We start from the raw sequence: 24,719 nt of genomic DNA, 5'->3' as shown, positions 1-24,719 counted from the left end.
CTTGTCAAAGTGCGGTCATAAGGGCGGAATTGTACCGGATTCACACCCTGTTTTATAGCTGATAGTGCTGTTATATTGGCCAGAGGTTTTCGATAATTAACTGTACGCTGCGGTTGCCGCGAAACTCGTTCACATCCAGCTTATAGGCGATATTGACCGCCCGTACGCCGTTGTCCGGCCAGCAAGTGGTATCCACGTTGAAGGCGATACCATCGAGCAACGGGCCGCCGCCTGCGGGTTCGAGCATCACTTTCAGGTGGCGCTCCCCGACAAGCCGCTGTTGCAGCAGGCGGAACTCGCCGTCGAACATCGGCTCCGGGAACATCTGCCCCCAGGGTCCTGCGTCACGCAGCATCTCGGCGGTTTCCAGCGTCAGCTCCTGGGGCGCAAGCGGCCCATCAGAGACGATCTCGCCCTGCAGCAGCGAAGGGTCAAGCCACTCGGTGACCAGCTCGCCAAAATAGCGTTGGAACTCCTCAAAGCGCGCCTCTTCAAGCGTAAGCCCCGCCGCCATCGCATGGCCGCCGAACTTAATCATCAGCCCGGGGTGTAGCGTGTCCAGCCGCTCCAGCGCGTCGCGCATATGCAGCCCCTGAATGGAACGGCCAGAGCCTTTCAGCATGCCGTCGCCCGCGGGCGCAAAGGCGATCACCGGGCGATGAAAACGCTCTTTGATGCGCGAGGCCAGGATGCCCACCACTCCCTGATGCCACTCGGGGTGGTACATCGCCAGCCCGCCCGGCAGCGTATCGCGGCTGCGTTCAAGCTTCTCGCACAGCGTCAGCGCCTCTGCCTGCATGCCCTGCTCTATCTCTTTGCGGGTCTGGTTAAGCGCGTCAAGCTCGCTTGCCAGCACCCGCGCTTCGCCAGGGGTGTCACACAGCAGCAGCGCTACCCCGACCGACATATCATCCAGCCGCCCGGCGGCATTCAGGCGCGGCCCCAGCGCAAAGCCCAGGTCGCTTGCCGCCAGCTTCTGCGGGTCGCGGTTCGCAACCTCCAGTAACGCTTTGATACCCGGACGGCACTTGCCGGCGCGAATGCGGCTTAGCCCCTGCCAGGTCAGAATGCGGTTGTTGGCATCCAGCGGCACCACGTCCGCAACCGTGCCCAGCGCCACCAGATCAAGCAGCTCCGCCAGGTTAGGGATTGCCAGCCCGCGCGCTTCAAACCAGCCCTTGTCGCGCAGATAAGTGCGCAGGGCCAGCATCAGGTAGAAAGCCACGCCGACGCCCGCCAGCGACTTCGAGGGGAAGTCGCACTCCCGCAGGTTCGGGTTGATGATCGCATCGGCTTCTGGCAGCGTCTCGCCGGGTAGATGGTGGTCCGTGACCACCACCGGGATACCGAGTTCATGCGCCCGCTCCACCCCGGCGTGAGAAGAGATGCCGTTATCCACGGTAAGAATGAGCTGCGCGCCTCTGGCGTGCGCCTGGTCGACGACTTCCGGGCTCAGCCCATAGCCGTCGTCAAAGCGGTTCGGCACCAGGTAGGTGACGTTTTCGCAGCCCAGCGCACGCAGCGCCAGCACGCTCAGGGCGGTGCTGGTCGCGCCATCGGCGTCAAAATCCCCCACCACCACAATGCGTAACCCTTCCTGCAGGGCGTTGTGCAGGATCGCCACCGCGTTATCGATGCCGTACAGCCGCTGCCAGGGCAACATGCCTTTCACCCCGCGCTCAAGATCCCCCGCATGGCGTACGCCGCGGCTGGCATAGAGCCGACGCAGTAAGGGAGAGAGATCGGCAGGGAGTTCCGCCGCGTCGTTAACTTCGCGACGGCGCAGTCGTATTTCAGATTTCACTAGAGTTACTTACCGCCAGTCTGTTTTTGGTGCTCATCAAGGAACGCTTTCATCTCTTTCGGCCCCTGGTATCCCGGCACAACGTAACCGTTACTCAGCACAATAGCCGGGGTGCCGTTTATGCCAAACTGTACGCCCAGCGCATAGTGATCGGCGATGTTGATATCGCAGCTCGCCGGTTTCACCCCTTTGCTGTTCATCGCATCGTCAAACGCTTTGTTACGATCTTTGGCGCACCAGATAGCCTTCATATCCTGCTCGGCCTGGCTCTCCAGCCCCTGACGCGGGAAGGCCAGGTAACGCACGGTAATGCCTAGCGCATTATAGTCCGCCATCTCTTCATGCAGCTTATGGCAATAGCCGCAGGTGATGTCGGTAAAGACGGTGATGACGTGTTTCTCCTGCGGCGCTTTATAAACAATCATCTCTTTTTCCAGCGCGTTGAGATGGGTCATCAGCAGCTGATTGGTTACGTTTACCGGCTGCGCGCCGCTGACGTCGTACATCGGGCCCTGGATGATATGTTTACCATCCTCGGTAACGTACAGCACGCCGCTTTGCGTGAGCACGGTTTTCATACCGGCGACCGGCGCGGGCTGAATATCGCTGCTTTGTACGCCGAGCTTGGCCAGCGACTGTTTAATCGCCGCATCGTCAGCTTGCGCATTCCCCGCCAGCGCGGCGGCCAGCAGAGTGAATATAACGAGACCTTTTTTCATAAATTATCCTTAAATCACCAGCCATCACGCTCGCGGGTGATGCTGTTGATGAAGCTGTCGCAGCCGCTCTGTCGCAACGTGCGTATAAATTTGCGTCGTGGAGAGATCGCTGTGGCCAAGCAACATCTGCACGACACGTAAGTCTGCCCCGTGATTGAGCAGATGGGTAGCGAAGGCATGACGCAAAACGTGCGGCGAGAGCTTTTCGCTATCGATTCCCGCCAGCTGCGCGTAGTGCTTAATGCGATGCCAGAAGGTCTGCCGCGTCATCTGCTGCGCCCGCTGGCTGGGAAAAAGCACATCAAGAGACGCGCCGTTTAAAAGCCAGGGGCGACCGTGTTCAAGCCAGTTTTCCACCCAGTAAACGGCCTCTTCACCCAGGGGGACCAGCCGCTCTTTATTGCCTTTGCCGATCACCCGCACCACCCCCTGACGCAGGCTGATATCGCTCATCGTCAACCCAACCAGTTCAGAGACGCGAAGCCCGGTGGCGTATAACACCTCCAGCATGGCTTTATCACGCAATTCCAGCGGCTGGTCAACGGCTGGCGAGGCCAGTAGCCGCTCTACCTGCGCTTCGCTGAGATCTTTCGGCAGACGCTGCGGCAGCTTCGGCGAGGCCAGCAGCGCGCTGGGATCGTCGGCGCGGAACTTTTCCCGATACAGATGCTGGAAAAAACGGCGAACCGCACTCAGCATGCGGGCCGAGCTGGTGGCCTTGTAGCCCCCTTCCATCCGTTCCGCCAGCAAGGCCTGCAGGTCGTCTGCCTGCACGCTGGCGAGCGTTAACTCACGATGGTGCAGCCACTCAACCAGCCCCTGTAAGTCACGACGATAGGCGCTCAGGGTATTTTCCGCCAGGTTGCGCTCCAGCCAGAGGGCATCTAAAAACTGCTCGATACGGGCGAGATCCTCTTCCACCTTCACTCCTCCTGATTTCGTCACGCTGCATTATGCCTGATAGCGGCCTGATTCTGGTACACTGCTCGCAAAGAGACACCCGGAATTGAGAAGTTTACGTTATGAACATCGGTCTGTTTTATGGTTCCAGCACCTGCTATACCGAAATGGCGGCAGAGAAAATTCGCGACATTATCGGCCCGGAGCTGGTGACATTACACAATCTTAAAGACGATGCGCCCGCGCTGATGGAGCAGTATGACGCGCTCATTCTCGGCATTCCAACCTGGGATTTCGGCGAGTTACAGGAAGACTGGGAGGCCATCTGGCCGCAGCTCGACACCCTTAATCTTGATGGCAAAATCGTTGCGCTCTACGGCATGGGCGACCAGCTCGGCTACGGCGAGTGGTTCCTTGATGCGCTGGGTATGCTGCACGATAAGCTGGCCCCCCGCGGCGTGCGCTTTATTGGCTACTGGCCAACGGAAGGTTATGAATTTACCAGCCGCAAACCGGTGATCGCCGACGGGCAGCTCTTCGTCGGGCTGGCGCTGGATGAAACCAACCAGTATGACCTCAGCGAAGAGCGCATTCAGAACTGGTGCGAACAGATCCTGATGGAGATGGCGGAACAGTTCGGCTGAGATTAATGCTGCCGCTGCGCCGAATGTTGTAATACTATCCGGCGCAAATCGCGCCACTCCTGCTCATCCATACTGTCTGCCGCCAGCCATAAATGGTGACGGCGGCCATCATCCTCGCGGCGCAGACGCAGCAGCATGCCCGCTTTCAGCATCCACGGCGTACCGGCAATATCCCACTCCACGCCCTGCCAGCGCAGCCGGGAGTCCATCATCAGCTTGATCTCGCCCTGACAGGCGTTGATGCGGCGCTGGCTGCGCACGCAGTCAAACACCACCAGCGAAAGCAGCAGCAGCCAGAGCGGCGTATAGCTCAGCGGCCACGGCAGCAGCAACACAATCGCCGCCAGCACGCCGTGAAGTAACAATGACAGCCATTGTGAGCGCCATGAGACGCGTAAATCAGATTGCCACAGGACCACGTTCCCGATTCCGTGTCTGAATTAACTGGACCATCCGCTGCAACTCGCTATCCTGCGGTTTGCCATGATTCATCAGCCAGTTAAATAAATCCGGGTCATCGCACTCCAGAAGGCGCACGAACAACCGTTTATCGTCATCGCTCAGTGAATCATATTCATGTTCAAAGAAGGGCATGATGGAAATGTCCAGTTCACGCATACCGCGTCGACACGCCCAGTGGATACGGGCCTTATTGTTTATATCCATGTTTTCAACCTGCTTAGCCACGATGAGTTGCTATTGTAACGTGTTTTTAATCATCTATCGGCGGAATATTTCTGTTTGGGAGGACGCTTCCTGAATAAATCTTGCCGTTACAACGTTGCCTGCGCTTTTGCGTAGCGCCACGCAGAGTTGTTATAAGGCACAAATCGTCTGTTTTTATCGCTTGCATTGATGAACGGCTCTTTTACCATTAACTCATGACTTCGCCTCAGGCTAATCAGGACATTACTATGGCTTTTACTCCGTTTCCTCCGCGTCAGCCCATCGCCTCAACGCGCCTGCCGCTGACGCTTATGACCCTCGACGACTGGGCGCTCACCACCATCACAGGCGCAGATAGCGAGAAGTACCTGCAAGGCCAGGTCACCGCCGACGTCGCCAGCATGCGTGACGATCAGCACCTGCTGGCGGCCCACTGCGATGCCAAAGGCAAGATGTGGAGCAACATGCGTCTGTTCCGTACTGCGGAAGGCTTTGGCTGGATCCTGCGCCGCAGCGTTGCCGATGCCCAGCTTACCGAAATCAAAAAATATGCCGTATTCTCGAAAGTGACCATCGCCGCAGACAGCGAGCACGTGCTGTTAGGGGTGGCGGGTTTCCAGGCCCGCGCCGCGCTGGCCAACCATTTTAGCGTGCTGCCGGATGCCGATAATCAGGCCGTCCGTGACGGCGCATCCACCATTCTGTGGTTCGCCCACCCCGCCGAGCGCTTTTTACTGGTGACCGATGCCGCGACCGCGGAAAAAATCACCGAAGCCCTGCGCGGCGAAGCGCAGCTTAACAATAGCCAGCAGTGGCTGGCGCTCAATATCGAAGCGGGTCTGCCGGTCATTGATGCGGCAAACAGCGGGCAGTTTATTCCGCAGGCCACTAACCTGCAGGCGCTGGGCGGGATCAGCTTTAAGAAAGGCTGTTACACCGGCCAGGAGATGGTGGCCCGCGCCAAGTTCCGTGGCGCCAATAAGCGCGCGCTCTGGTCGCTGGCAGGCACCGCCAGCCGGGTGCCGGAAGCGGGCGAAGATCTGGAGCTCAAAATGGGGGAGAACTGGCGGCGAACCGGTACCGTGCTGGCGGCGGTCCAGTTGGACGATGGCAAGCTGGTGGTGCAGGCAGTCATGAATAATGACATGGAGCCAGGCAGCGTCTTCCGGGTGCGTGATGATGTGAACACCCTGAGCATTGAGCCGCTGCCTTACTCTCTGGAAGAGGGTTGAGTCACTCCCCCGGTCGGCATCTGCATACCGGGGGTTTTACGGGTTGGGTTACATCTGGCCGACGTACAGGTAGATCGCCAGGAAATGGCAGACGCTGCCGCCAAGCACAAAACCGTGCCAGATAGCATGGTTATACGGAATGCGTTTGCATACGTAGAAAATGACCCCCAACGAATAGACCACCCCGCCCAGCGCCAGCAGCGTTACGCCGCCCGCCGAAAGCCGGATTGCCAACTGGTAAACCACAATCAGCGACAGCCAGCCCATGGTGAGATAGGTCACCAGCGACAGCACCTTAAAGCGGTGGGCAATCGTCAGCTTAAACAGGATCCCCAGCAGCGCCAGGCTCCAGATAACAACCATTAACCCCCGGGCCAGCGGCGAATCCAGCCCCACCAGCAGAAAGGGGGTGTAGGTTCCGGCTATCAGCAGGTAAATAGCGCAGTGGTCAAACTTTTTGAGCCACACCTTGGCCCGCTGATGCGGAATAGCGTGATAGAGCGTGGAAGCAAGAAACAGCAGAATCATACTGCCGCCGTACAGGCTATAGCTGGTAACCGCCATAGTGCCGGCGTTGGCGTCTGCCGCCTGCACCAGTAACAGCACCAGACCAACAATACCAAACACCAGCCCGATGCCATGACTGATGCTGTTGGCTATTTCCTCAGCCAGTGTATATCCCTGCGCGATTAATGGCTTGTGCACCATAGTTGACTCCAGGAGAACTCAAAAAAAACGTCGCGTGTATAGAGTAACTGAGAATGATTCCAGTGCACACATGTTCGCTAAAATAAATCATAAAATTCATTCAAGTTATTATAAATCAATTAGTTAAGCTTAACATTTAAACTTACATCTGTTCTTTTCACCAAAAGCCACTTAAATCAATCGCATAGTGCTGACAGCCGCCTGCATGTTATTATTCTCAGCTGATAATTTCCTAAGTGAGCCAACGCCATCGTGAGTATGTTCTCCCACGCCGCTATCGCCAGCCTCAACAACCTTGAGATGATGGTCTACAACTTCGTCATCAAGAACCGCGATAAAGTCATGTACATGACCATTCGTGAACTGGCCGACGGCGCGGGCGTCTCCACCACCACGGTGCTGCGTTTTTGCCGTAAACTGAACTGTGAAGGCTATTCGGAATTCCGCGTGCGCTTTAAGCTGTATCTGGAACAAAATGAGCCGCAGCAGGCTAACTTCGGTGCCAGCGAAATTATCAGCTTTTTCAGAGGCGTTAATAATGATGAATTCGACCAACTCTTAGAAACGGCTGTCGATATTATATTATCGTCGGAGCGTATAATATTTGTCGGCGCGGGCACATCCGGCGCATTAGCAAAATATGGCGCGCGCTTTTTCTCAAACGTTGGAAAATTCAGTAATCACATTGACGATCCCTATTTCCCCGTCACCAATGATATGGCGCGCAATGCGCTGGCTATCGTCCTGTCCGTATCGGGTGAGACCGAAGAGATCCTGCGTTTTGCCAGCCAGTTCAGCCTTCATCACTGCAAGGTGATGACAATTACCAGCCATGAACACTCCCGGCTGGCAAAGCTGGCGGACTTTAATATCTCCTGGCATGTGCCGCAAACGCGCATTGGCGGTGTCTACGATATTACCACGCAGATTCCGGTAATTTATATTCTTGAGTCGCTGGGCCGAAAGCTGGCGAAAAAACTCACACAATAAAACAGTCCGTTTTTTATATGTAACAAGTTACACGCTATGGAAATTGTTATAGCGTGACTTTTGATTACCCTTTGTTAGACTCGCAAAAAGACAATCAGCGGGATTAATGAAGATGAAAAAACTGACTCTACCGAAAGATTTTTTATGGGGCGGCGCGGTGGCGGCGCACCAGGTGGAAGGCGGCTGGAATAAAGGCGGCAAAGGGCCGAGCATCTGCGACGTGCTCACCGGCGGCGCCCACGGCGTACCCCGTGAAATCACTCAAAGCGTGATTGAAGGTAAATACTACCCGAACCACGAGGCCGTGGATTTCTACAGCCACTATAAAGAAGACATCAAACTGTTTGCCGAGATGGGCTTCAAATGTTTCCGCACCTCGATTGCCTGGACGCGCATCTTTCCCAAAGGCGACGAAGCCGAGCCGAATGAAGAAGGGCTTAAGTTCTACGACGCGATGTTCGATGAGCTGCTGAAATACAATATCGAGCCGGTGATCACCCTCTCCCACTTTGAAATGCCGCTGCATCTGGTGCAGCAGTATGGCGGCTGGACCAATCGTAAAGTCGTCGATTTCTTTGTGCGCTTCGCCGAAGTCGTCTTCGAGCGCTATAAGCACAAGGTCAAATACTGGATGACCTTTAACGAAATCAATAACCAGCGTAACTGGCGCGCGCCGCTGTTCGGTTACTGCTGCTCCGGCGTGGTCTACACAGAGCATCAAAACCCGGAAGAGACCATGTACCAGGTGCTGCACCACCAGTTCGTCGCCAGCGCCCAGGCGGTGAAGATCGGCCATCGTATCAACCCGGATATGAAAATCGGCTGCATGCTGGCGATGGTGCCGCTCTATCCTTTCTCCTGTAAACCAGAAGATGTGATGTATGCGCAGGAGTCCATGCGCGAGCGCTATGTCTTTACCGACGTGCAGCTGCGTGGTTACTACCCCTCCTACGTGCTGAACGAGTGGGAGCGCCGCGGCTTTAACATCAAAATGGAAGCAGGTGATGAGCAGATCCTGCGCGAAGGCACCTGCGACTATTTAGGTTTTAGCTACTACATGACCAATGCGGTCAAAGCCGAAGGCGGCAGCGGTGACGCCATTTCCGGTTTCGAGGGCAGCGTGCCTAACCCTCATGTCAAAGCTTCTGACTGGGGCTGGCAGATTGACCCGGTGGGCCTGCGCTATGCCCTGTGCGAACTCTATGAACGTTATCAGAAGCCGCTGTTCATCGTGGAAAACGGTTTTGGTGCATACGATAAAGTGGAAGAAGACGGCAGCATTAACGATGACTACCGCATCGACTATCTGCGTGCCCATGTAAAAGAGATGATTGAAGCGGTCACTTACGACGGCGTGGACCTGATGGGCTACACCCCGTGGGGCTGCATCGACTGCGTCTCCTTTACCACCGGCCAGTACAGCAAGCGCTATGGCTTTATCTACGTCAACAAGCATGACGATGGCACCGGCGACATGTCGCGTTCACGCAAGAAGAGCTTTAACTGGTACAAAGAAGTCATCGCCAGCAACGGCGAGCATTTGTGAGTTGAATTCCCCTCACCCCGCCGGGGTGAGGGGCAAACAGGGCTACTTCCCGCCCGCCAGCTCCAGAAAACTCCCTGTCACATACGACGCTTTGTCGCTCAGTAACCAGACTATCGCCTGCGCCACCTCTTCCGGCTGGCCGCCGCGCTGCATCGGCAACAGCGATTTGACACGATCCACGCGGCCCGGTTCGCCACCGGAGGCGTGCATGTCGGTGTAGATAAAACCCGGTCGGATGCCGTTGACGCGAATCCCCTGGGCGGCAACCTCCAGCGACAAACCGGTAGTAAGCGTATCCACTGCCCCTTTCGACGCCGCATAGTCGACATATTCGCCCGGCGAGCCTAACCGTGCCGCCGCTGATGAGACGTTAACAATAGCGCCACCTGCGCCGCCCCGCTTTACAGACATCCTTTTTACCGCCTCCCGGCAGCAGAGGAAATAGCCGGTGACGTTGGTCGCCAGCACCCGGTTGATACGCTCTGCGGTGAGGTTTTCCACGGTGCTTTGTTCAAATAATATGCCAGCGTTATTGACCAGCGCGGTGAGCGGCTCTGCTTCACGGTCGATAGCCTCAAACATGGCGACGACCTGGCTCTCATCGCTGATATCCGCTCGCAGGGAGAAAGCCTTCCCTCCCGCCGCCTGAATAGCTTCCACCACCTCTGTCGCAGCACGCATATTGTGGTGATAATTCACCGCTACCGTGTAGCCTTCCTGCGCCAGTAAGAGCGCGGTTGCCCGCCCGATCCCCCGGCTTGCGCCCGTTACAAGTGCTATTGCCATACCGTTCTCCCAAAAATAAAGGCGCCGAAGCGCCTTTAAAATAGCCGATCGCCCCCGCATCCGGAAGTCCCAGGTGCGCATACACTTACCCGGGCAAATCATACCGTTGTGCGGTTTCGTAGCCCGGATAAGGCGTTTCGCCGCATCCGGGAGCCGCGTGTGCGCTTACTGATAGTCGCTCATCGGCACGCAGGCGCAGAACAGGTTACGGTCGCCGTACACATCGTCAAGACGCTTCACGGTCGGCCAGTATTTGTTCGCCACGCCCGCCGGGAAGACCGCGACGTCGCGGCTGTAGCCGTGGTTCCACTCCGCCGCCAGCTCATTCTGGGTGTGCGGCGCGTTCACCAGCGGGTTATCGGCAAGCGGCCACTCGCCGGATTTCACGCGGTCGATCTCCGCGCGAATGGCCAGCATCGCGTCAATAAAGCGATCCAGCTCGACCTTGCTTTCAGATTCCGTCGGCTCCACCATCAGCGTGCCCGCCACCGGGAACGACATGGTCGGCGCGTGGAAGCCGTAGTCGATCAGGCGCTTGGCGATATCCAGCTCGCTAATGCCGGTCTCTTCTTTTAGCGGACGAATGTCGAGGATGCACTCGTGCGCCACGCGCCCGTCGCGGCCGGTATAGAGCACCGGGAAGGCCTCTTTCAGGCGGCTGGCAATATAGTTGGCGTTGAGGATCGCCACCTGGCTTGCCTGTTTTAAGCCCTCGGCGCCCATCATGCGGATGTACATCCAGCTGATCGGCAGAATAGAGGCGCTGCCAAACGGCGCGGCGGAAACCGCGCCCTGGCGGGTCAGCATCCCTTCAATCTGCACCACGCTGTGGCCCGGCACAAACGGCGCCAGATGCGCTTTCACGCCAATCGGCCCCATGCCCGGACCGCCGCCGCCGTGCGGAATGCAGAAGGTTTTATGCAGGTTAAGGTGCGACACGTCCGCGCCGATAAAGCCCGGCGAGGTAATGCCAACCTGGGCATTCATGTTCGCGCCGTCGAGGTAGACCTGGCCGCCGAACTGATGCACCACTTCACACACCTCGCGGATCGTCTCTTCGTAGACGCCGTGGGTGGACGGGTAGGTCACCATAATGCAGGAGAGGCTGGCGGCGTGCTGTTCTGCTTTGGCACGCAGATCGGCCAGATCGATATTGCCGTTCTTGTCGCAGGCTACTACCACCACCTGCATCCCCGCCATCTGCGCGGAAGCCGGGTTGGTGCCGTGGGCGGAGGCCGGGATCAGACAGATATCGCGGTGCCCTTCGTTACGGCTTTCATGGTAATGACGAATCGCCAGCAGGCCAGCGTACTCGCCCTGCGCGCCGGAGTTCGGCTGCATGCAGACGGCGTCGTAGCCGGTCAGCTTCACCAGCCAGTCGGCAAGCTGGCCGATCATCTGCTGATAGCCCTCAGCCTGTTCCGGCGGGCAGAACGGATGCAGCTCGGCAAATTCCGGCCAGGTGATGGGGATCATCTCCGCCGCCGCGTTCAGCTTCATGGTGCAGGAGCCCAGCGGGATCATCGCCTGGTTGAGCGCCAGATCTTTACGCTCGAGCGAGTGCATGTAGCGCATCATATCGGTTTCGCTGTGATAGCGGTTAAACACCGGATGCGTCAGGATCGCGTCGTCACGCAGCATGCTCTGCTGGATGGAGCGGCTGTCGTGCGCGACCTCTTTGTCCAGCGCGTCAATGTCCAGCGCGTTTTCTTCCCCCAGCAGGACACGGAACAGCTGCAGCACATTCTCGCGGGTGGTGGTTTCATCAAGGGTGATGCCCACGGCGTTATGAATATCGCTGCGCAGATTGATGTGCGCCGCTTCGGCACGCGCCAGCACGGCGGCTTTATCGGCCACCTCCACGCACAGGGTGTCGATGTAGTGGGCGTGGCGCAGCTTCAGCCCTTTTTGTTGCAGGCCCGTCGCCAGGATATCGGTCAGGCGGTGAATGCGGTTCGCAATGCGCTTGAGGCCGACCGGGCCGTGGTAAACGGCATACAGGCTGGCAATGTTCGCCAGCAGCACCTGCGAGGTACAGATGTTGGAGTTCGCTTTCTCGCGGCGGATATGCTGTTCGCGGGTCTGCATCGCCATGCGCAGCGCGGTGTTGCCCGCCGCATCTTTCGACACGCCGATAATACGGCCCGGCATGGAGCGTTTAAATTCATCTTTTGCCGCGAAGAACGCCGCGTGCGGACCGCCGTAGCCCATCGGCACGCCAAAGCGCTGGGCGGAGCCGAAGACAATGTCCGCGCCCTGTTTGCCCGGCGCGGTCAGCAGCACCAGCGCCATAAAGTCGGCGGCGACGCTGACGATAACCTTGCGCGTTTTCAGTTCGCTAATCAGCGGGGTGTAGTCATGCACCTCGCCGGTGGTGCCCACCTGCTGCAACAGCACGCCGAACACGTCCTGATGATCCAGCGCCTTCTCTGCGTCGTCGACAATCACCTCAAAGCCGAAGGTTGCCGCGCGGGTGCGCACCACGTCCAGGGTTTGCGGATGAACGTCAGCGGCCACGAAGAAGCGGTTGGCATTTTTCAGCTTGCTGACGCGTTTGGCCATCGCCATCGCTTCGGCGGCGGCGGTCGCTTCATCGAGCAGAGAAGCAGAGGCGATATCCAGCCCGGTCAGATCCAGCGTGACCTGCTGGAAGTTAAGCAGCGCTTCCAGTCGGCCCTGCGACACTTCCGGCTGATAAGGGGTATAAGCGGTGTACCAGCCGGGGTTTTCCAGCATATTGCGCAGAATAACCGGCGGTAGCTGCACGGCGGTGTAGCCCATGCCAATGTAAGACGTGAAGCGCTTATTGCGACCGGCAATGGCTTTTAACTCAGCCAGCGCGGCAAATTCAGTGGCGGGGAGCCCCACCTGCGGCGGCGTCGCAAGCTGAATGTCTTTCGGCACAATCTGGGCTGTTAGCGCATCTAACGACCCCGCGCCAACGGCAGCCAGCATCTCCTGCTGCTGCGTGGCGTCCGGTCCGATATGGCGTTCAATAAAAGCGCCGCTGTTTTCCAGCTGGCTTAACGTCTGTGTCATGGGCGATGGTTCCTGAAACGTGCGGTGAAATGGGTACTTACCCTCTCCCCACCGGGGAGAGGGAGAAAGGATTACTCGTCTAACAGGGCTTCGTACGCGCTCGCATCCAGCAGCGCTTCGACTTCGCTCTCATCGCTGGCTTTGATTTTAAAGATCCAGCCGCCTGCGTACGGTTCGCTGTTAACCAGCTCCGGCGCGTCGCCCAGGGCGTCGTTGACGGCCACGATTTCGCCGCTAATCGGCGCATAGATATCGGAAGCCGCTTTAACCGACTCGGCTACCGCGCAGTCGTCGCCAGCGCGGACGGTCGCGCCCACATCCGGCAGATCAACAAAGACCATATCGCCCAGCAGTTCCTGAGCGTGTTCGGTGATGCCAACGGTCCAGGTGCCATCAGCCTCTTTGCGCAGCCATTCGTGTTCTTTACTGTATTTCAGTTCTGCTGGTACGTTGCTCATCAATCATTCTCCAGAAAAGGATGGGTTACGCGACGGCTTTGCCGTTACGCACAAAAACAGGTTTGGTGACCTTCACCGGCATTTCGCGGTTGCGGATCTGCACAATAGCGGTCTCGCCGATCCCCGCCGGGACGCGCGCCAGCGCAATGCTGTAGCCGAGCGTCGGCGAAAAGGTGCCGCTGGTAATAATGCCTTCCTGGTGGTTACCATTCTCATCGGTAAAGCGCACCGGCAGTTCGTTACGCAGTACCCCTTTCTCGGTCATCACCAGGCCGACCAGTTGTTCAGTGCCTTTTTCACGCTGTGATTCCAGCGCTTCGCGGCCAATAAAATCGCGATCGGCCGGTTCCCAGGCGATGGTCCAGCCCATGTTGGCCGCCAGCGGTGAAACGCTTTCGTCCATCTCCTGGCCATAGAGGTTCATGCCCGCTTCCAGACGCAGGGTGTCGCGCGCGCCGAGACCGCACGGTTTGACGCCCGCTTCCACCAGCCCGCGCCAGAAATCGGCGGCCTTTTCATTCGGCATCGCAATCTCATAGCCCGCTTCGCCGGTATAGCCGGTGGTGGCGATAAACAGGTCACCTGCCTGCACGCCAAAGAACGGCTTCATACCTTCGACCGCCGCGCGCTGCTCGTCGGTAAACAGCGTGGCGGCTTTTGCCTGCGCGTTCGGCCCCTGTACCGCAATCAGCGCCAGGTCGTCACGCACGGTAATGTCGATGGCGTAAGGTTCAGCGTGTTGGGTTATCCAGGAGAGGTCTTTTTCGCGGGTGGCGGAGTTAACGACGAGGCGGAAGAAATCATCGGCAAGGTAATAAACGATCAGGTCGTCTATTACGCCCCCGGAGGCGCACAGCATGCCGGAATAGAGCGCTTTGCCAGGCTTCGTGAGCTTCGCCACGTCGTTGGCCAGCAGATAACGCAGGAACTCCCGGGTGCGGCTGCCGTGCAGATCGACAATGGTCATATGAGAGACATCGAACATACCGGCATCGCTGCGCACCGCGTGGTGTTCGTCGATTTGCGAGCCGTAATGCAGCGGCATCATCCAACCGTGAAAATCAACCATGCGCGCGCCGCACAGCGTGTGTTGTTCATATAGGGGAGTCTGCTGAGCCATCTTTTCCTCGTCGAATAGCTTTCACGTTGCTGACGGCGAAAATTCACCGCGCGCTGAGGCATCGACGCCCGTTCCGGTAGCCGACGCAAACGTTAACTTCCGCCTGAACTTATCACCGAAAGCGGCGCTTCACCATCAAAGAAAATGAGCCATCACATTAGCTTATGACCATTTTTAACCAATGGCCCATCAGAGGATTATGCTGAGTATTAGGGCAAAATTCGTCATTAAGCATGGTAAAGCACGGTATGCTTACGCCATTCACGATATTTAGCTCGACAGAACAGAGAATTTTCCCGACGGGATTTTTTTGAGGAATGAGAAAAACTAATCCGAAAAATGGCGTGAAATTAGATTTTTTCAAACGAGAGAGGCTTTCCCTTTCCAGGACCGGAAAGGGAAAGTGTGACGCAGTTAACGCAGCCAGCCCGGCAGGTCGTTTAAGCCCATTGCCTGACGCAAAAGCTGTGGTTTAACTCCCGGCAGCGTGTCCGCCAGCTTCAGGCCAATATCGCGCAGCAGTTTCTTCGCCGGGTTTTCACCGGCAAACAGCTCGCGGAAGCCCTGCATACCTGCCAGCATTAACGCGGCGCTGTGCTTACGGCTGCGCTCATAGCGACGCAGGTACATGTGCTGGCCGATATCCTTACCCTGAGCGTGCAGACGCTTGAGTTCGGAAATCAGTTCGGCGGCATCCATAAAGCCAAGGTTGACGCCCTGCCCGGCCAGAGGGTGAATGGTATGCGCCGCGTCGCCCACCAGCGCCAGACGATGGCCGGCAAACTGGCGCGCATAGCGCCCGGTGAGCGGGTAAACCTGCCGTTCGCTCTCTACACTACACAGGCCAAGGCGATTATCAAACGCCACGCACAGCGCCTGGTTGAACGCCTCCTCGCTGGCATCTTGCATCTGTTGCGCCTGTTCAGGCAGCATCGACCAGACAATCGAGCAAAGATGCGGGTCGGCCAGCGGCAGGAAGGCCAGAATGCTGTCGCCATGGAAAACCTGACGGGCGACGGCCTGATGCGGCTCGGCGGTACGAATAGTCGCCACCAGCGCGTGGTGATGATAATCCCAGGAGGTGAGCGGGATATCCGCTTTGTTGCGCAGCCAGGAGTTGGCGCCATCGGCCCCGACCACCAGCCGGGCTGTCAGCATAGAGCCATCCTGCAGGGAGATAAACGCTTCGTTCTCTCCCCAGGCGACCTGCTGCAGTTGCGCGGGCACCGTTAGCGTAACGTCAGCGCACTGCTGCGCTTTGTGCCATAACGCCTGGTGAATCACCCCATTCTCAACAATATGACCAAGGTGGCTATAGCCCATGCTGCGATCGTCAAAGGCGATGCGGCCAAAGCTGTCTTTTTCCCACACTTCCATACCGTGATAGCAGCTGGCGCGGCGGGCAACAATGGCGGACCAGACGCCCAGCCGCGTTAGCAGCTTTTCACTGGCGGCATTGATCGCTGACACCCGCAGCTGCGGCGGCGCGTTATCGTCCACCGGTACGGGCGTGTTCTGCTCCAGTACCGCCACGCGCAGCCCGCTGCCCTGCAACCCGCACGCCAGCGCCAGCCCCACCATGCCGCCGCCTACAATTGCCACATCAACACTTTGCACTGTTTACTCCTTAAAGCCGGGACGGAATGAGTCTGTCATCATATTTTTATCGCGCTACCCAGCCAAGCGTGCGCTGCGCCAGCACGTCTCGTGCCGGGGGGAATAATTCCATCGCCATTAACCCGACGGTGCGCCCGGCCACCAGCGGCGCCCAACGGTTGGCGAAAACATGCACCAGCCCGTCCGTTACGCCTATGGTGGCGCGTTTGTCCGCGTGACGACGGTCGCGGTAGCGTGCCAGCACGCCGTAGCCGCCGATATCCTCCTGCCCAGCCCAGGCGCTGGCCAGCGTCTCCGCCAGGCTCATGACATCTCGCAGGCCAAGGTTGAAGCCCTGCCCGGCGATGGGGTGCAGCGTCTGCGCCGCGTTGCCAACCAGCACGGTACGGTGAGAGATGGGCGAGGAAGCGGTGGTTAAAGAGAGCGGATAGACGCTGCGCGTGCCCGCATGGACAATTTTGCCCAGCCGCCAGCCAAACGCTTTTTGTAGCTCAACGCAGAATTTTTCATTGCGCCAGGTGAGGATCTCATCCTTTTTGTCCAGCGGCTGGCACCACACCAGCGAACAGCGCCCCTGCGACATCGGCAGCAGCGCCAGCGGCCCATGCGCGGTAAAGCGCTCGAAAGCCCGCCCGCCGTGGGCGACCGCAGTCGTAACGTTGGCAATGACCGCCGCCTGGTGATAGGGCGACTGCTGCCAGTCTATACCGCACTGCGCTCCCAGCGCGGAGCGTGACCCGTCGGCGGCCACCAGCAGCGTACCGTTGAGGGTTTCGCCACCCTCCAGCGTCACGCTCACCTGCCCTTCGCTGCGGGTGAAACGGCTGACGCGCGCCGGGCAGTGCAGCGTGACGCCAGGCGCTTTTTGCAGCAGGGTAAACAGCCGCTGCCCGGCATCGTACAGTTCGACCACCTGCCCCAGCGCATCCAGCCGGTAGTCGCGGGCATCAAGGGTGACAAAGCCCGCGTGGCCCCGGTCGCTGACGTGCACGGTGGTGATCGGGGTGGCTTTATCAGCCAGATGGGGCCAGACGCCAATTTGCGCCAGCTGCTGGCAGGTGCCCGCCGCCAGCGCAATCGCCCGGGCGTCAAAGCCCGGGTGGCCCTGCTCGCCGGGCGTTGACGCTTCGATAAGGTGAACCGGCAGTTTGCCGCCGGTAAAGTGCGATATCGCCAGCGCAAGGGTCGCGCCCGCCATCCCGCCGCCTACGATAATCACGCTCATAAGCGGCGCGCCGCCGCCATCAGCGCCTCAATGTCATCGGCTTTTTTGACCACGCCTGCGGTCAGGTTTTCATTGCCGTCTTCGGTGATAACGATGTCATCTTCGATACGAATGCCAATCCCCCGGTAGGCTTCCGGCACATCGGCGTCCGGAGCGATATAAAGCCCAGGCTCGACGGTGATAACCATCCCTGGCTCCAGGGGACGCGAACGATCCGGGCCGTAAACCCCAACGTCGTGCACGTCCAGCCCCAGCCAGTGGCTCAGGCCGTGCATAAAGAAAGGCCGGTGCGCGTTTTCCGCAATCAGCGTATCGACATCGCCATTAAGGATGCCCAGCCTGACCAGCCCGCTTACCATAATGCGGACTACTTCGCCGTTGACCGCCTGAATAGAGGTGCCGGGGCGGAACAGGCGCAGGCTGGTTTCCAGCGACTCAAGCACGATGTCGTAGATTTCGCGCTGCGGCTGGGTGAATTTGCCGTTCACCGGGAAGGTACGGGTAATATCCCCGGCGTAGCCCATGTATTCGCAACCGGCGTCGATCAGCACCAGATCGCCGTCACGCATTTCGCTTTCGTTTTCGGTGTAGTGCAGGATGCAGCCGTTTTCCCCCGCCCCAACGATGGTGTTGTAAGAAGGAAAGCGCGCGCCGTGTCGGTTAAATTCATACTGGATTTCCCCTTCCAGCTGATATTCAAACATCCCCGGTCGGCACACCTGCATGGCGCGGGTGTGCGCAAGAGCGGAGATCGCGCCTGCGCGGCGCAGCACGTCAATCTCTTCGGGGGATTTAAACAGGCGCATCTCATGCACGATGGGACGCCAGTCGGTAAGGGTCGACGGCGCGGTCAGATTCTGGCGCGAGCCTTTACGCAGCTTATCCAGCGCGGCAAAGACGATGTTATCGGCATACGCGTATTCGCCCTGCGCGTGGTAGACCACGTCCAGGCCGTTGAGCAACTGGTAGAGGTGCTGGTCAATATCCGGGAAGGCCAGCGCACGGTCCACGTCCAGTTTTTCCGGCGCGGCGTCCTGGCCGAGACGGCGACCAAACCAGATCTCCGCCGTTTTATCACGCACGCGGTTGAACAGCACGCTGTGATTGTGGGTGTCATCACTTTTAATCAGCACCAGCACCGCTTCAGGTTCATTAAAACCGGTGAAGTACCAGAAGTCGCTGTTCTGGCGGTACGGGTATTCACTGTCGGCGCTGCGGGTCGCCTCCGGCGCGGCGAAAATAAGCGCGGCGCTTGCCGGGGCCATTTGCGCCAGCAAAGCCTGGCGGCGGCGAAGGAACTCAAGCTGTGTCATGACACCTCCTTTGGATGAGTTTGATTAATGCAGTGTTGGCTTACGCACTTCCGGTGCGGTTGGCTGCGGGCGGGTGAATGTGTCATGGCACAACAGCGCCGCCACGCGCACATATTCAATGATCTCTTCGAGCGACATCTCCAGCTCTTCCTGGTCTTCGTCTTCGTCGTAACCAAGCAGCGCGATGTTGCGCAAGTCGTCGATCGCCTCGCCCGTTTCGCCCGGCACCTTATCGAGTTTAGGCTGCGTTACGCCAAGACCCAGCAGAAAATGGTTAACCCAGCCTGCCAGCGCGTCGGCACGGTCGAAAACGCTCACGTCATCGCCGCCAGGCAGATAGAGCTGAAACAGGAAGCCGTCGTCTTCCAGCGAGTCGCTGGTGGCGGCATGGAGTTTACGCAGCGCCTGCGCAAGCTCGTGGCCAAATGCCAGCCCTTCGTTGGTTAAATCATGCAGCAGCGGCTGCCAGGAGCTGTCGTTGTTGCCGCCGCAGAGCATCCCGGCGATAAGCCCATGCATTTCGGCAGGAATTAAGCCGACGCCCTGCTGGTTGAGTAACTGGCCTACATCGTTGTAACCAGGTATTTCGTTCTGTATAGACATGCGCATTCGTCGTCGTTGGGGAGGATATTCATGTTATGCTACCACTTTGGACCCTGGTGATATACCCGTCATACTTCACGTTAGATGCCATTGCACGCACGGTGAATGAATAAGGTATAGCAAAGAGCTTGAATCCTCTCACCAGGGTGGCTATAGTGACGCCCCTTCGCAGCCAGGACTCGGGTGCGAAGGCAGAGCGCAGTCAAACAGCAGGAAGGTGGCATGTCTGCACAACCCGTCGATATCCAAATTTTTGGCCGTTCACTGCGAGTGAATTGCCCACCTGAACAGCGAGATGCGCTGAATCAGGCCGCGGATGATCTGAATCAGCGGTTGCAAGATCTGAAAGTTCGCACTAGAGTCACAAATACTGAGCAGTTAGTTTTCATTGCAGCGCTGAACATCAGCTATGAACTGACTCAGGAAAAGGCGAAAACCCGCGACTACGCCGCCAGCATGGAGCAGCGTATTAAAATGTTACAGCAGACCATCGAACAGGCATTGCTTGATCAGGGTCGCATAACAGAGAGAGCGGGGCCTAAGTTTGAATAACACTTCAAGGTCGACTATGGTAAAGTGACCGTGAAGAAAAAATTTCTCTGAGATGTTCGCAAGCGGGCCAGTCCCCTGAGCCGATATTTCATACCACAAGAATGTGGCGCTCCATGGTTGGTGAGCATGCTCGGTTCGTCCGAGAAGCCTTAAAACTATGACGACACATTCACCTTGAACCAAGGGTTCAAGGGTTACAGCCTGCGGCGGCATCTCGGAGATTCCCTTCCTTTTTTACCAACGTCTGTTATGACACAACTTTCTGAACTTCCCCTTTCTCGTCAGCAAATCCGCAAGGATATACGCCAGCGTCGCCGCGCCCTTAGCGCAGAGCAGCAGGCGCATTATGCGATGAGCGCCGCCGCCCGCATGATGGCTTACCCGCCGGTGGTGATGGCGAAAACCGTCGCGCTGTTTCTCTCTTTTGATGGCGAACTCGATACGCGCCCGCTGATTGAACAGCTCTGGCGCAGCGGCAAGCGCGTTTATCTGCCTGTTCTTCATCCGTTCAGCGCAGGCAATCTGCTGTTCCTGCACTACCATCCCCACAGCGAACTGGTGGTAAATCGTCTGAAAATTACCGAGCCGCGGCTCGATGTGCGGGACGTGTTACCCCTTGCTGAACTGGACGTGCTGGTCACGCCGCTGGTGGCATTCGACAGACAGGGGCAGCGGCTGGGCATGGGCGGCGGTTTTTACGATCGCACGCTGCAAAACTGGCGGCATTATGGCCTGAGCCCGGTAGGCTACGCCCATGACTGCCAGCGTGTAGAGCAACTGCCGGTGGAGGAGTGGGATATCCCCCTGCCTGCGGTTATCACGCCGTCAAAAGTGTGGGAGTGGCCGCGTTCGTAGCGCGGCCTTTTTCATCGCGCCTTAAGATGGCAAAGCTGGCGGCTGTGCCAGCGCGCCAGCAACAGTACCGTGGTTAACGCGCCAAGCAGCGCGCAGAGCATATCGGACTGTGTATCCCAGGGATCGCCCTGAGTGCCGAGAAAATCATCCGCCCCCTGCCCCAGCGCCAGCGCCGCCCACCACTCGATAAGCTCATAGAAAGCGCTTATCGCCAGCGCAATGCAGCACACCACAAACGCGACCATCTTGCGCCCCTGCACATAACCGCCGCGAACCAGGATCTCTCGCGCCGCCAGCGCGGGCACCAGCCCCTGGAAGAAATGACCAAGCTTATCGTAAGGGTTGCGGCTCAGGCCCAGCCACGCCTGCACGTCAAAACCGATGGGCACTTTGGCGTAGGTGTACATTCCGCCGCCAATCAAAATAAGCGCATGAAGAAAAATCAGCGTGTAGAGCAGCGGCGTAAGCGGATAGCGCTTCTGCGTCAGCAGCAGCAAAGGCACCACCACGCAGACCGGAATGACCTCCATTAACCACGTCATCCGGTCGGCGGTGTAAATACCGGTATAAATAAGGATAAGCAGCAGGATAACCGCGCCGCTTTTCAGCATTGTAGGTGTCATGAAGGCTTTCCCAGGCAAGGAAGAAGGCGTGAGATAAGACCGGGCGGGCATCCGCCGCGCCCGGCAAACAGATTAGTACAGCAGGCGGGCGCGGATAGTGCCCGGAATGGCTTTCATGCTCTGCAACGCTTTTTGCGCCACATCCTCTTCGGCTTCGATATCAATAACCACGTAGCCCATATATGGCGTGGTCTGCAGATACTGGGCAGCGATGTTGATGCCTTCGGCTGCGAAGATCTGGTTGATCGCGGTCAGCACGCCCGGGCGGTTCTCATGAATGTGCAGCAGGCGACGACCGCCGTGCAGCGGCAGCGAGACTTCCGGGAAGTTAACCGCAGAGAGCGTGGAGCCGTTATCGGAGTATTTAATCAGCTTACCGGCAACTTCCAGGCCGATGTTTTCCTGCGCTTCCTGCGTCGAACCACCAATGTGCGGCGTCAGCAGCACGTTGTCGAATTCGCACAGTGGGGAGTCGAAAGGATCGCTGTTGGTGGCAGGCTCGGTGGGGAAAACGTCAATCGCGGCGCCGGCCAGATGCTTGCGCTTAAGGGCGTCGCACAGCGCCGGAATATCCACTACCGTGCCGCGAGCGGCGTTAATCAGCAGCGAACCGGGCTTCATCAGCGCCAGCTCTTCCGCGCCCATCATGTTTTTCGTCGAGGCGTTTTCCGGCACGTGCAGGCTGACCACATCGCTCATATTGAGCAGGTCGGAAAGGTGCTGCACCTGGGTGGCGTTGCCAAGCGGCAGTTTGCTTTCAATGTCGTAAAAGAAAACGTGCATCCCTAGGGATTCCGCCAGAATACCCAGCTGGGTGCCGATGTGGCCGTAGCCGATAATGCCCAGCTTTTTACCGCGCGCTTCATAGGAGCCGGTGGCCAGCTTGTTCCAGACTCCCCGGTGCGCCTTGGCGTTGGCTTCGGGAATACCGCGCATCAGCAGCAGCAGTTCGCCGATAACCAGCTCCGCCACGGAACGGGTGTTGGAGAAGGGGGCGTTAAACACCGGCACGCCGCGTTTTGCGGCGGCGTCCAGGTCAACCTGGTTAGTACCGATACAGAAGCAGCCAATCGCCACCAGTTTTTCTGCGGCGGCAATCACCTCTTCGGTCAGTTGGGTGCGGGAGCGTAAGCCGATAAAATGGGCATCACGGATAGACTCTTTCAACTGCTCAGTGTCCAGCGCGCCTTTGTGATATTCGATGTTGGTGTAACCTGCCGCACGAAGGCTATCCAGCGCTTTTTGATGCACCCCTTCGACGAGCAGGAATTTAATTTTGTCTTTCTCCAGTGATACCTTTGCCATTTACCCGACCCTGTTTGTAGTCATAACTGATGTTGTGTGGATTAGCATCCGCTTGCTGCCAACATATCAAAAAAAACTATTGCGGCAATATGAACGTTTGCGTCGGTGCGATGAAGGAATGTCATCCAGCGGGAAATGGCAGATGAATATGCTAAAAATTCCGTAAAGTGCGGAAGGAAAATCAAAACACCGGCGATAAACGTGACAGATGTCACCAAATTTCACTGCGGACTTTTTTTAAGGGGGAATCGCTCCCCCTCAGGCAGATCATTTCGTGATGGTTTTTACGCCATCAGCGCTACCGATAAGCGCCACATCAGCGCCGCGGTTGGCGAACAGACCAACGGTCACCACGCCCGGAAGCGCATTGATGGCATTTTCCAGGGCGACAGGATCGAGAATCTCCAGACCGTGCACGTCCAGAATAACGTTGCCGTTATCCGTCACCACGCCCTGGCGGTATTCCGGACGGCCGCCCAGCTTAACCAGTTCACGCGCCACCGCGCTGCGCGCCATCGGAATGACTTCCACCGGCAGCGGGAATTTACCCAGAATAGCCACCTGCTTGGAGGCATCGGCGATACAGATAAATTTATCTGCGACGGAGGCGATGATCTTCTCGCGGGTTAGCGCCGCGCCGCCGCCTTTGATCATCTGCATCTGGTCGTTGATCTCATCCGCGCCATCAACATAGATCCCCAGGCGATCGACTTCGTTGAGATCGAAGACCGTGATGCCAAGGTTTTTCAGCTTTTCGGTGGAGGCATCTGAACTGGAGACCGCGCCTTCGATCTGGCCCTTCATGGTGCCCAGCGCGTCAATGAAGTGCGCCGCCGTCGACCCGGTGCCCACGCCAACAATTGTGCCCGGCTCAACATACTTGAGCGCTGCCCAGCCCACTGCTTTTTTTAATTCGTCCTGCGTCATGGTCATTCGCCTGTGGTGAGAATGGTGTGTAATTCGCAGCGCATTATAAAACATGGAAGGGCCAAATGTCCCTGTGAGCTGTGTCACATTACCGGCAGTCATATTTTCGCCTGTACCCGCACCGGTTTTATGTCATAGTGCTAAGTAATTATTTTGCAGGAGTATGTCAGTCAGATGAAACGTCCGGACTACAGAACGTTACAGGCGCTTGATGCGGTGATCCGCGAACGGGGGTTTGAGCGCGCCGCGCAAAAGCTGTGTATCACTCAGTCCGCCGTATCCCAGCGTATTAAACAGCTCGAAAACATGTTTGGCCAGCCATTGCTGGTGCGCACGGTGCCGCCGCGCCCGACGGAACAGGGTCAGAAGCTGCTGGCGCTGCTGCGGCAGGTGGAACTGCTGGAAGAGGAGTGGCTGGGCGATGAGCAGATTGGTTCCACCCCTCTGCTGCTTTCGCTGGCGGTCAACGCCGACAGTCTGGCGACCTGGCTGCTGCCCGCGCTGGCGCCGGTGCTGGCCGATTCGCCTATCCGACTCAATTTGCAGGTGGAAGATGAAACCCGCACCCAGGAGCGCTTACGTCGGGGTGAAGTGGTGGGCGCGGTGAGTATTCAGCCCCAGGCCTTACCAAGCTGCCTGGTGGATCAGCTCGGCGCGCTGGATTACCTGTTTGTGGGGTCAAAGGCCTTTGCCGAACGCTACTTTCCCAACGGCGTAACCCGTTCAGCGCTGCTGAAAGCGCCGGCGGTAGCGTTCGATCATCTTGATGATATGCACCAGGCTTTCTTACAGCAGAATTTCGACCTGCCGCCGGGCAGCGTGCCCTGCCATATCGTGAACTCGTCGGAAGCGTTTGTGCAGCTGGCGCGTCAGGGCACCACCTGCTGCATGATCCCGCATCTGCAGATTGAAAAAGAGTTAAATGCCGGGGAGCTTATCGACTTGACGCCAGGGCTGTTTCAACGCCGTATGCTTTACTGGCACCGTTTCGCCCCGGAAAGCCGGATGATGCGCAACGTGACCGATGCGCTGCTGGCATACGGTCACAAAGTGTTGCGGCAGGATTGAGTGTGTCCCGGATGCGGCG

The 24,719-nt window shown here is 58.0% G+C and carries 24 protein-coding genes and 1 other RNA gene; 8 read left to right on the top strand and 17 right to left on the bottom strand.

Annotation, left to right across the window (positions count from 1 at the left end; all coding sequences use genetic code 11):
• Positions 1 to 70: 70 nt before the first annotated feature.
• Genes recJ through xerD form a run of 3 tightly spaced genes read right to left on the bottom strand, consistent with a single transcriptional unit; the run spans position 71 to position 3,444 of the window.
• A complete protein-coding gene (recJ, locus tag ENTHG_RS12425) occupies positions 71 to 1,804 on the bottom strand; it encodes a single-stranded-DNA-specific exonuclease RecJ (protein WP_044180124.1) in 1,734 nt (577 codons plus the stop codon).
• A gap of 5 nt (positions 1,805 to 1,809) precedes the next feature.
• Complete coding sequence (gene dsbC, locus ENTHG_RS12420; protein ID WP_044180122.1) at positions 1,810 to 2,523, bottom strand: bifunctional protein-disulfide isomerase/oxidoreductase DsbC; 714 nt, start codon at positions 2,521 to 2,523, stop codon at positions 1,810 to 1,812.
• A 24-nt stretch (positions 2,524 to 2,547) separates the two neighbouring features.
• Positions 2,548 to 3,444 (bottom strand): site-specific tyrosine recombinase XerD, encoded by an 897-nt coding sequence (gene xerD, locus ENTHG_RS12415; RefSeq protein ID WP_044180120.1) that lies wholly within the window; start codon positions 3,442 to 3,444, stop codon positions 2,548 to 2,550.
• Positions 3,445 to 3,545: 101 nt separating this feature from the next.
• On the opposite strand from xerD, the gene fldB reads away from it, so the two are divergent.
• Positions 3,546 to 4,067: a flavodoxin FldB gene (gene fldB, locus ENTHG_RS12410; protein ID WP_044180118.1), complete on the top strand. Its 522-nt coding sequence runs from the start codon at positions 3,546 to 3,548 to the stop codon at positions 4,065 to 4,067.
• 2 nt (positions 4,068 to 4,069) lie between these two features.
• Here the strand turns inward: fldB and ENTHG_RS12405 are convergent, their stop codons facing one another.
• Together ENTHG_RS12405 and sdhE are read right to left on the bottom strand one after the other, a co-directional pair.
• Entirely contained in the window at positions 4,070 to 4,486 is a 417-nt protein-coding gene (locus ENTHG_RS12405) for a protein YgfX (protein WP_044180117.1), read from the bottom strand.
• Entirely contained in the window at positions 4,467 to 4,733 is a 267-nt protein-coding gene (gene sdhE, locus ENTHG_RS12400) for an FAD assembly factor SdhE (RefSeq protein ID WP_044180116.1), read from the bottom strand. The genes ENTHG_RS12405 and sdhE overlap by 20 nt, the downstream gene beginning before the upstream one ends.
• A gap of 248 nt (positions 4,734 to 4,981) precedes the next feature.
• Here sdhE and ygfZ point away from each other — a divergent pair, with 248 nt between their 5' ends.
• Positions 4,982 to 5,965, top strand: a complete 984-nt coding sequence (ygfZ, locus tag ENTHG_RS12395; protein WP_044180115.1) for a tRNA-modifying protein YgfZ — start codon at positions 4,982 to 4,984, stop codon at positions 5,963 to 5,965.
• A 48-nt stretch (positions 5,966 to 6,013) separates the two neighbouring features.
• Here the strand turns inward: ygfZ and trhA are convergent, their stop codons facing one another.
• The gene (gene trhA, locus ENTHG_RS12390) at positions 6,014 to 6,673 is read right to left on the bottom strand and encodes a PAQR family membrane homeostasis protein TrhA (RefSeq protein ID WP_044180114.1); all 660 of its coding nucleotides are present in this window, start codon (positions 6,671 to 6,673) and stop codon (positions 6,014 to 6,016) included.
• 258 nt (positions 6,674 to 6,931) lie between these two features.
• Between trhA and ENTHG_RS12385 the strand changes: the two genes are divergently transcribed.
• Together ENTHG_RS12385 and ENTHG_RS12380 are read left to right on the top strand one after the other, a co-directional pair.
• Entirely contained in the window at positions 6,932 to 7,663 is a 732-nt protein-coding gene (locus ENTHG_RS12385) for a MurR/RpiR family transcriptional regulator (protein WP_044180113.1), read from the top strand.
• Between the two features lie 112 nt (positions 7,664 to 7,775).
• The gene (locus ENTHG_RS12380; RefSeq protein WP_044180709.1) at positions 7,776 to 9,209 is read left to right on the top strand and encodes a 6-phospho-beta-glucosidase; all 1,434 of its coding nucleotides are present in this window, start codon (positions 7,776 to 7,778) and stop codon (positions 9,207 to 9,209) included.
• A gap of 42 nt (positions 9,210 to 9,251) precedes the next feature.
• Here ENTHG_RS12380 and ENTHG_RS12375 read toward each other — a convergent pair whose 3' ends face one another.
• From ENTHG_RS12375 to ENTHG_RS12340, 8 genes are all read right to left on the bottom strand, one after another.
• Positions 9,252 to 9,995, bottom strand: coding sequence for an SDR family oxidoreductase (locus tag ENTHG_RS12375; RefSeq protein WP_044180112.1), 744 nt, complete (start codon positions 9,993 to 9,995; stop codon positions 9,252 to 9,254).
• 165 nt (positions 9,996 to 10,160) lie between these two features.
• Complete coding sequence (gcvP, locus tag ENTHG_RS12370) at positions 10,161 to 13,034, bottom strand: aminomethyl-transferring glycine dehydrogenase (RefSeq protein ID WP_044180111.1); 2,874 nt, start codon at positions 13,032 to 13,034, stop codon at positions 10,161 to 10,163.
• A gap of 71 nt (positions 13,035 to 13,105) precedes the next feature.
• Entirely contained in the window at positions 13,106 to 13,492 is a 387-nt protein-coding gene (gene gcvH / locus ENTHG_RS12365; protein WP_044180110.1) for a glycine cleavage system protein GcvH, read from the bottom strand.
• A gap of 25 nt (positions 13,493 to 13,517) precedes the next feature.
• A complete protein-coding gene (gcvT, locus tag ENTHG_RS12360) occupies positions 13,518 to 14,612 on the bottom strand; it encodes a glycine cleavage system aminomethyltransferase GcvT (RefSeq protein WP_044180107.1) in 1,095 nt (364 codons plus the stop codon).
• A gap of 414 nt (positions 14,613 to 15,026) precedes the next feature.
• Positions 15,027 to 16,229: an FAD-dependent 2-octaprenylphenol hydroxylase gene (gene ubiI / locus ENTHG_RS12355; RefSeq protein ID WP_044180105.1), complete on the bottom strand. Its 1,203-nt coding sequence runs from the start codon at positions 16,227 to 16,229 to the stop codon at positions 15,027 to 15,029.
• Positions 16,230 to 16,275: 46 nt separating this feature from the next.
• Positions 16,276 to 17,454 carry a 2-octaprenyl-6-methoxyphenyl hydroxylase gene (gene ubiH / locus ENTHG_RS12350; protein WP_044180103.1) on the bottom strand — a complete coding sequence of 393 codons (1,179 nt, stop codon included), beginning with the start codon at positions 17,452 to 17,454 and terminating at the stop codon, positions 16,276 to 16,278.
• Positions 17,451 to 18,767: a Xaa-Pro aminopeptidase gene (gene pepP / locus ENTHG_RS12345; RefSeq protein WP_044180101.1), complete on the bottom strand. Its 1,317-nt coding sequence runs from the start codon at positions 18,765 to 18,767 to the stop codon at positions 17,451 to 17,453. The genes ubiH and pepP overlap by 4 nt, the downstream gene beginning before the upstream one ends.
• A gap of 24 nt (positions 18,768 to 18,791) precedes the next feature.
• Positions 18,792 to 19,370, bottom strand: a complete 579-nt coding sequence (locus ENTHG_RS12340; protein ID WP_122959178.1) for a YecA/YgfB family protein — start codon at positions 19,368 to 19,370, stop codon at positions 18,792 to 18,794.
• A gap of 222 nt (positions 19,371 to 19,592) precedes the next feature.
• On the opposite strand from ENTHG_RS12340, the gene zapA reads away from it, so the two are divergent.
• The 3 genes from zapA to ENTHG_RS12330 all read left to right on the top strand — a co-directional run bounded on the left by zapA (position 19,593) and on the right by ENTHG_RS12330 (position 20,777).
• A complete protein-coding gene (gene zapA / locus ENTHG_RS12335; protein ID WP_044180097.1) occupies positions 19,593 to 19,922 on the top strand; it encodes a cell division protein ZapA in 330 nt (109 codons plus the stop codon).
• Between the two features lie 41 nt (positions 19,923 to 19,963).
• A non-coding RNA gene (ssrS, locus tag ENTHG_RS24280) (6S RNA) lies at positions 19,964 to 20,147 on the top strand.
• 24 nt (positions 20,148 to 20,171) lie between these two features.
• The gene (locus ENTHG_RS12330) at positions 20,172 to 20,777 is read left to right on the top strand and encodes a 5-formyltetrahydrofolate cyclo-ligase (RefSeq protein WP_044180095.1); all 606 of its coding nucleotides are present in this window, start codon (positions 20,172 to 20,174) and stop codon (positions 20,775 to 20,777) included.
• An 11-nt stretch (positions 20,778 to 20,788) separates the two neighbouring features.
• On the opposite strand, the gene ENTHG_RS12325 is transcribed toward ENTHG_RS12330, so the two are convergent.
• From ENTHG_RS12325 to rpiA, 3 genes are all read right to left on the bottom strand, one after another.
• Positions 20,789 to 21,400 (bottom strand): DUF2238 domain-containing protein, encoded by a 612-nt coding sequence (locus ENTHG_RS12325; RefSeq protein WP_044180092.1) that lies wholly within the window; start codon positions 21,398 to 21,400, stop codon positions 20,789 to 20,791.
• A gap of 72 nt (positions 21,401 to 21,472) precedes the next feature.
• Positions 21,473 to 22,705: a phosphoglycerate dehydrogenase gene (gene serA, locus ENTHG_RS12320; RefSeq protein WP_044180090.1), complete on the bottom strand. Its 1,233-nt coding sequence runs from the start codon at positions 22,703 to 22,705 to the stop codon at positions 21,473 to 21,475.
• 267 nt (positions 22,706 to 22,972) lie between these two features.
• The gene (gene rpiA, locus ENTHG_RS12310) at positions 22,973 to 23,632 is read right to left on the bottom strand and encodes a ribose-5-phosphate isomerase RpiA (RefSeq protein WP_044180086.1); all 660 of its coding nucleotides are present in this window, start codon (positions 23,630 to 23,632) and stop codon (positions 22,973 to 22,975) included.
• Between the two features lie 174 nt (positions 23,633 to 23,806).
• Between rpiA and argP the strand changes: the two genes are divergently transcribed.
• Positions 23,807 to 24,700, top strand: coding sequence for a DNA-binding transcriptional regulator ArgP (gene argP / locus ENTHG_RS12305; protein ID WP_044180084.1), 894 nt, complete (start codon positions 23,807 to 23,809; stop codon positions 24,698 to 24,700).
• The last annotated feature ends 19 nt before the right edge of the window (positions 24,701 to 24,719 follow it).

The organism is Phytobacter massiliensis JC163 (assembly GCF_000321045.1).
In the GTDB taxonomy this organism is placed as follows: domain Bacteria; phylum Pseudomonadota; class Gammaproteobacteria; order Enterobacterales; family Enterobacteriaceae; genus Phytobacter_A; species Phytobacter_A massiliensis.
The sequence above is the reverse complement of the archived record's forward strand: the minus strand, read 5'-3'. Positions and strand labels throughout refer to the sequence as shown.

Bases quoted from the DNA above. Each gene is read 5' to 3' on its own strand.
- trhA (WP_044180114.1), bottom strand. From the start codon at position 6,673: ATGGTGCACAAGCCATTAATCGCGCAGGGATATACACTGGCTGAGGAA.
- gcvH (WP_044180110.1), bottom strand. From the start codon at position 13,492: ATGAGCAACGTACCAGCAGAACTGAAATACAGTAAAGAACACGAATGG.
- ENTHG_RS12330 (WP_044180095.1), top strand. From the start codon at position 20,172: ATGACACAACTTTCTGAACTTCCCCTTTCTCGTCAGCAAATCCGCAAG.
- serA (WP_044180090.1), bottom strand. From the start codon at position 22,705: ATGGCAAAGGTATCACTGGAGAAAGACAAAATTAAATTCCTGCTCGTC.
- ygfZ (WP_044180115.1), top strand. From the start codon at position 4,982: ATGGCTTTTACTCCGTTTCCTCCGCGTCAGCCCATCGCCTCAACGCGC.
- ENTHG_RS12375 (WP_044180112.1), bottom strand. From the start codon at position 9,995: ATGGCAATAGCACTTGTAACGGGCGCAAGCCGGGGGATCGGGCGGGCA.
- ENTHG_RS12380 (WP_044180709.1), top strand. From the start codon at position 7,776: ATGAAAAAACTGACTCTACCGAAAGATTTTTTATGGGGCGGCGCGGTG.
- fldB (WP_044180118.1), top strand. From the start codon at position 3,546: ATGAACATCGGTCTGTTTTATGGTTCCAGCACCTGCTATACCGAAATG.
- zapA (WP_044180097.1), top strand. From the start codon at position 19,593: ATGTCTGCACAACCCGTCGATATCCAAATTTTTGGCCGTTCACTGCGA.
- pepP (WP_044180101.1), bottom strand. From the start codon at position 18,767: ATGACACAGCTTGAGTTCCTTCGCCGCCGCCAGGCTTTGCTGGCGCAA.
- sdhE (WP_044180116.1), bottom strand. From the start codon at position 4,733: ATGGATATAAACAATAAGGCCCGTATCCACTGGGCGTGTCGACGCGGT.
- argP (WP_044180084.1), top strand. From the start codon at position 23,807: ATGAAACGTCCGGACTACAGAACGTTACAGGCGCTTGATGCGGTGATC.
- gcvP (WP_044180111.1), bottom strand. From the start codon at position 13,034: ATGACACAGACGTTAAGCCAGCTGGAAAACAGCGGCGCTTTTATTGAA.
- ubiH (WP_044180103.1), bottom strand. From the start codon at position 17,454: ATGAGCGTGATTATCGTAGGCGGCGGGATGGCGGGCGCGACCCTTGCG.
- ENTHG_RS12325 (WP_044180092.1), bottom strand. From the start codon at position 21,400: ATGACACCTACAATGCTGAAAAGCGGCGCGGTTATCCTGCTGCTTATC.
- rpiA (WP_044180086.1), bottom strand. From the start codon at position 23,632: ATGACGCAGGACGAATTAAAAAAAGCAGTGGGCTGGGCAGCGCTCAAG.
- ENTHG_RS12340 (WP_122959178.1), bottom strand. From the start codon at position 19,370: ATGTCTATACAGAACGAAATACCTGGTTACAACGATGTAGGCCAGTTA.
- ENTHG_RS12385 (WP_044180113.1), top strand. From the start codon at position 6,932: ATGTTCTCCCACGCCGCTATCGCCAGCCTCAACAACCTTGAGATGATG.
- gcvT (WP_044180107.1), bottom strand. From the start codon at position 14,612: ATGGCTCAGCAGACTCCCCTATATGAACAACACACGCTGTGCGGCGCG.
- dsbC (WP_044180122.1), bottom strand. From the start codon at position 2,523: ATGAAAAAAGGTCTCGTTATATTCACTCTGCTGGCCGCCGCGCTGGCG.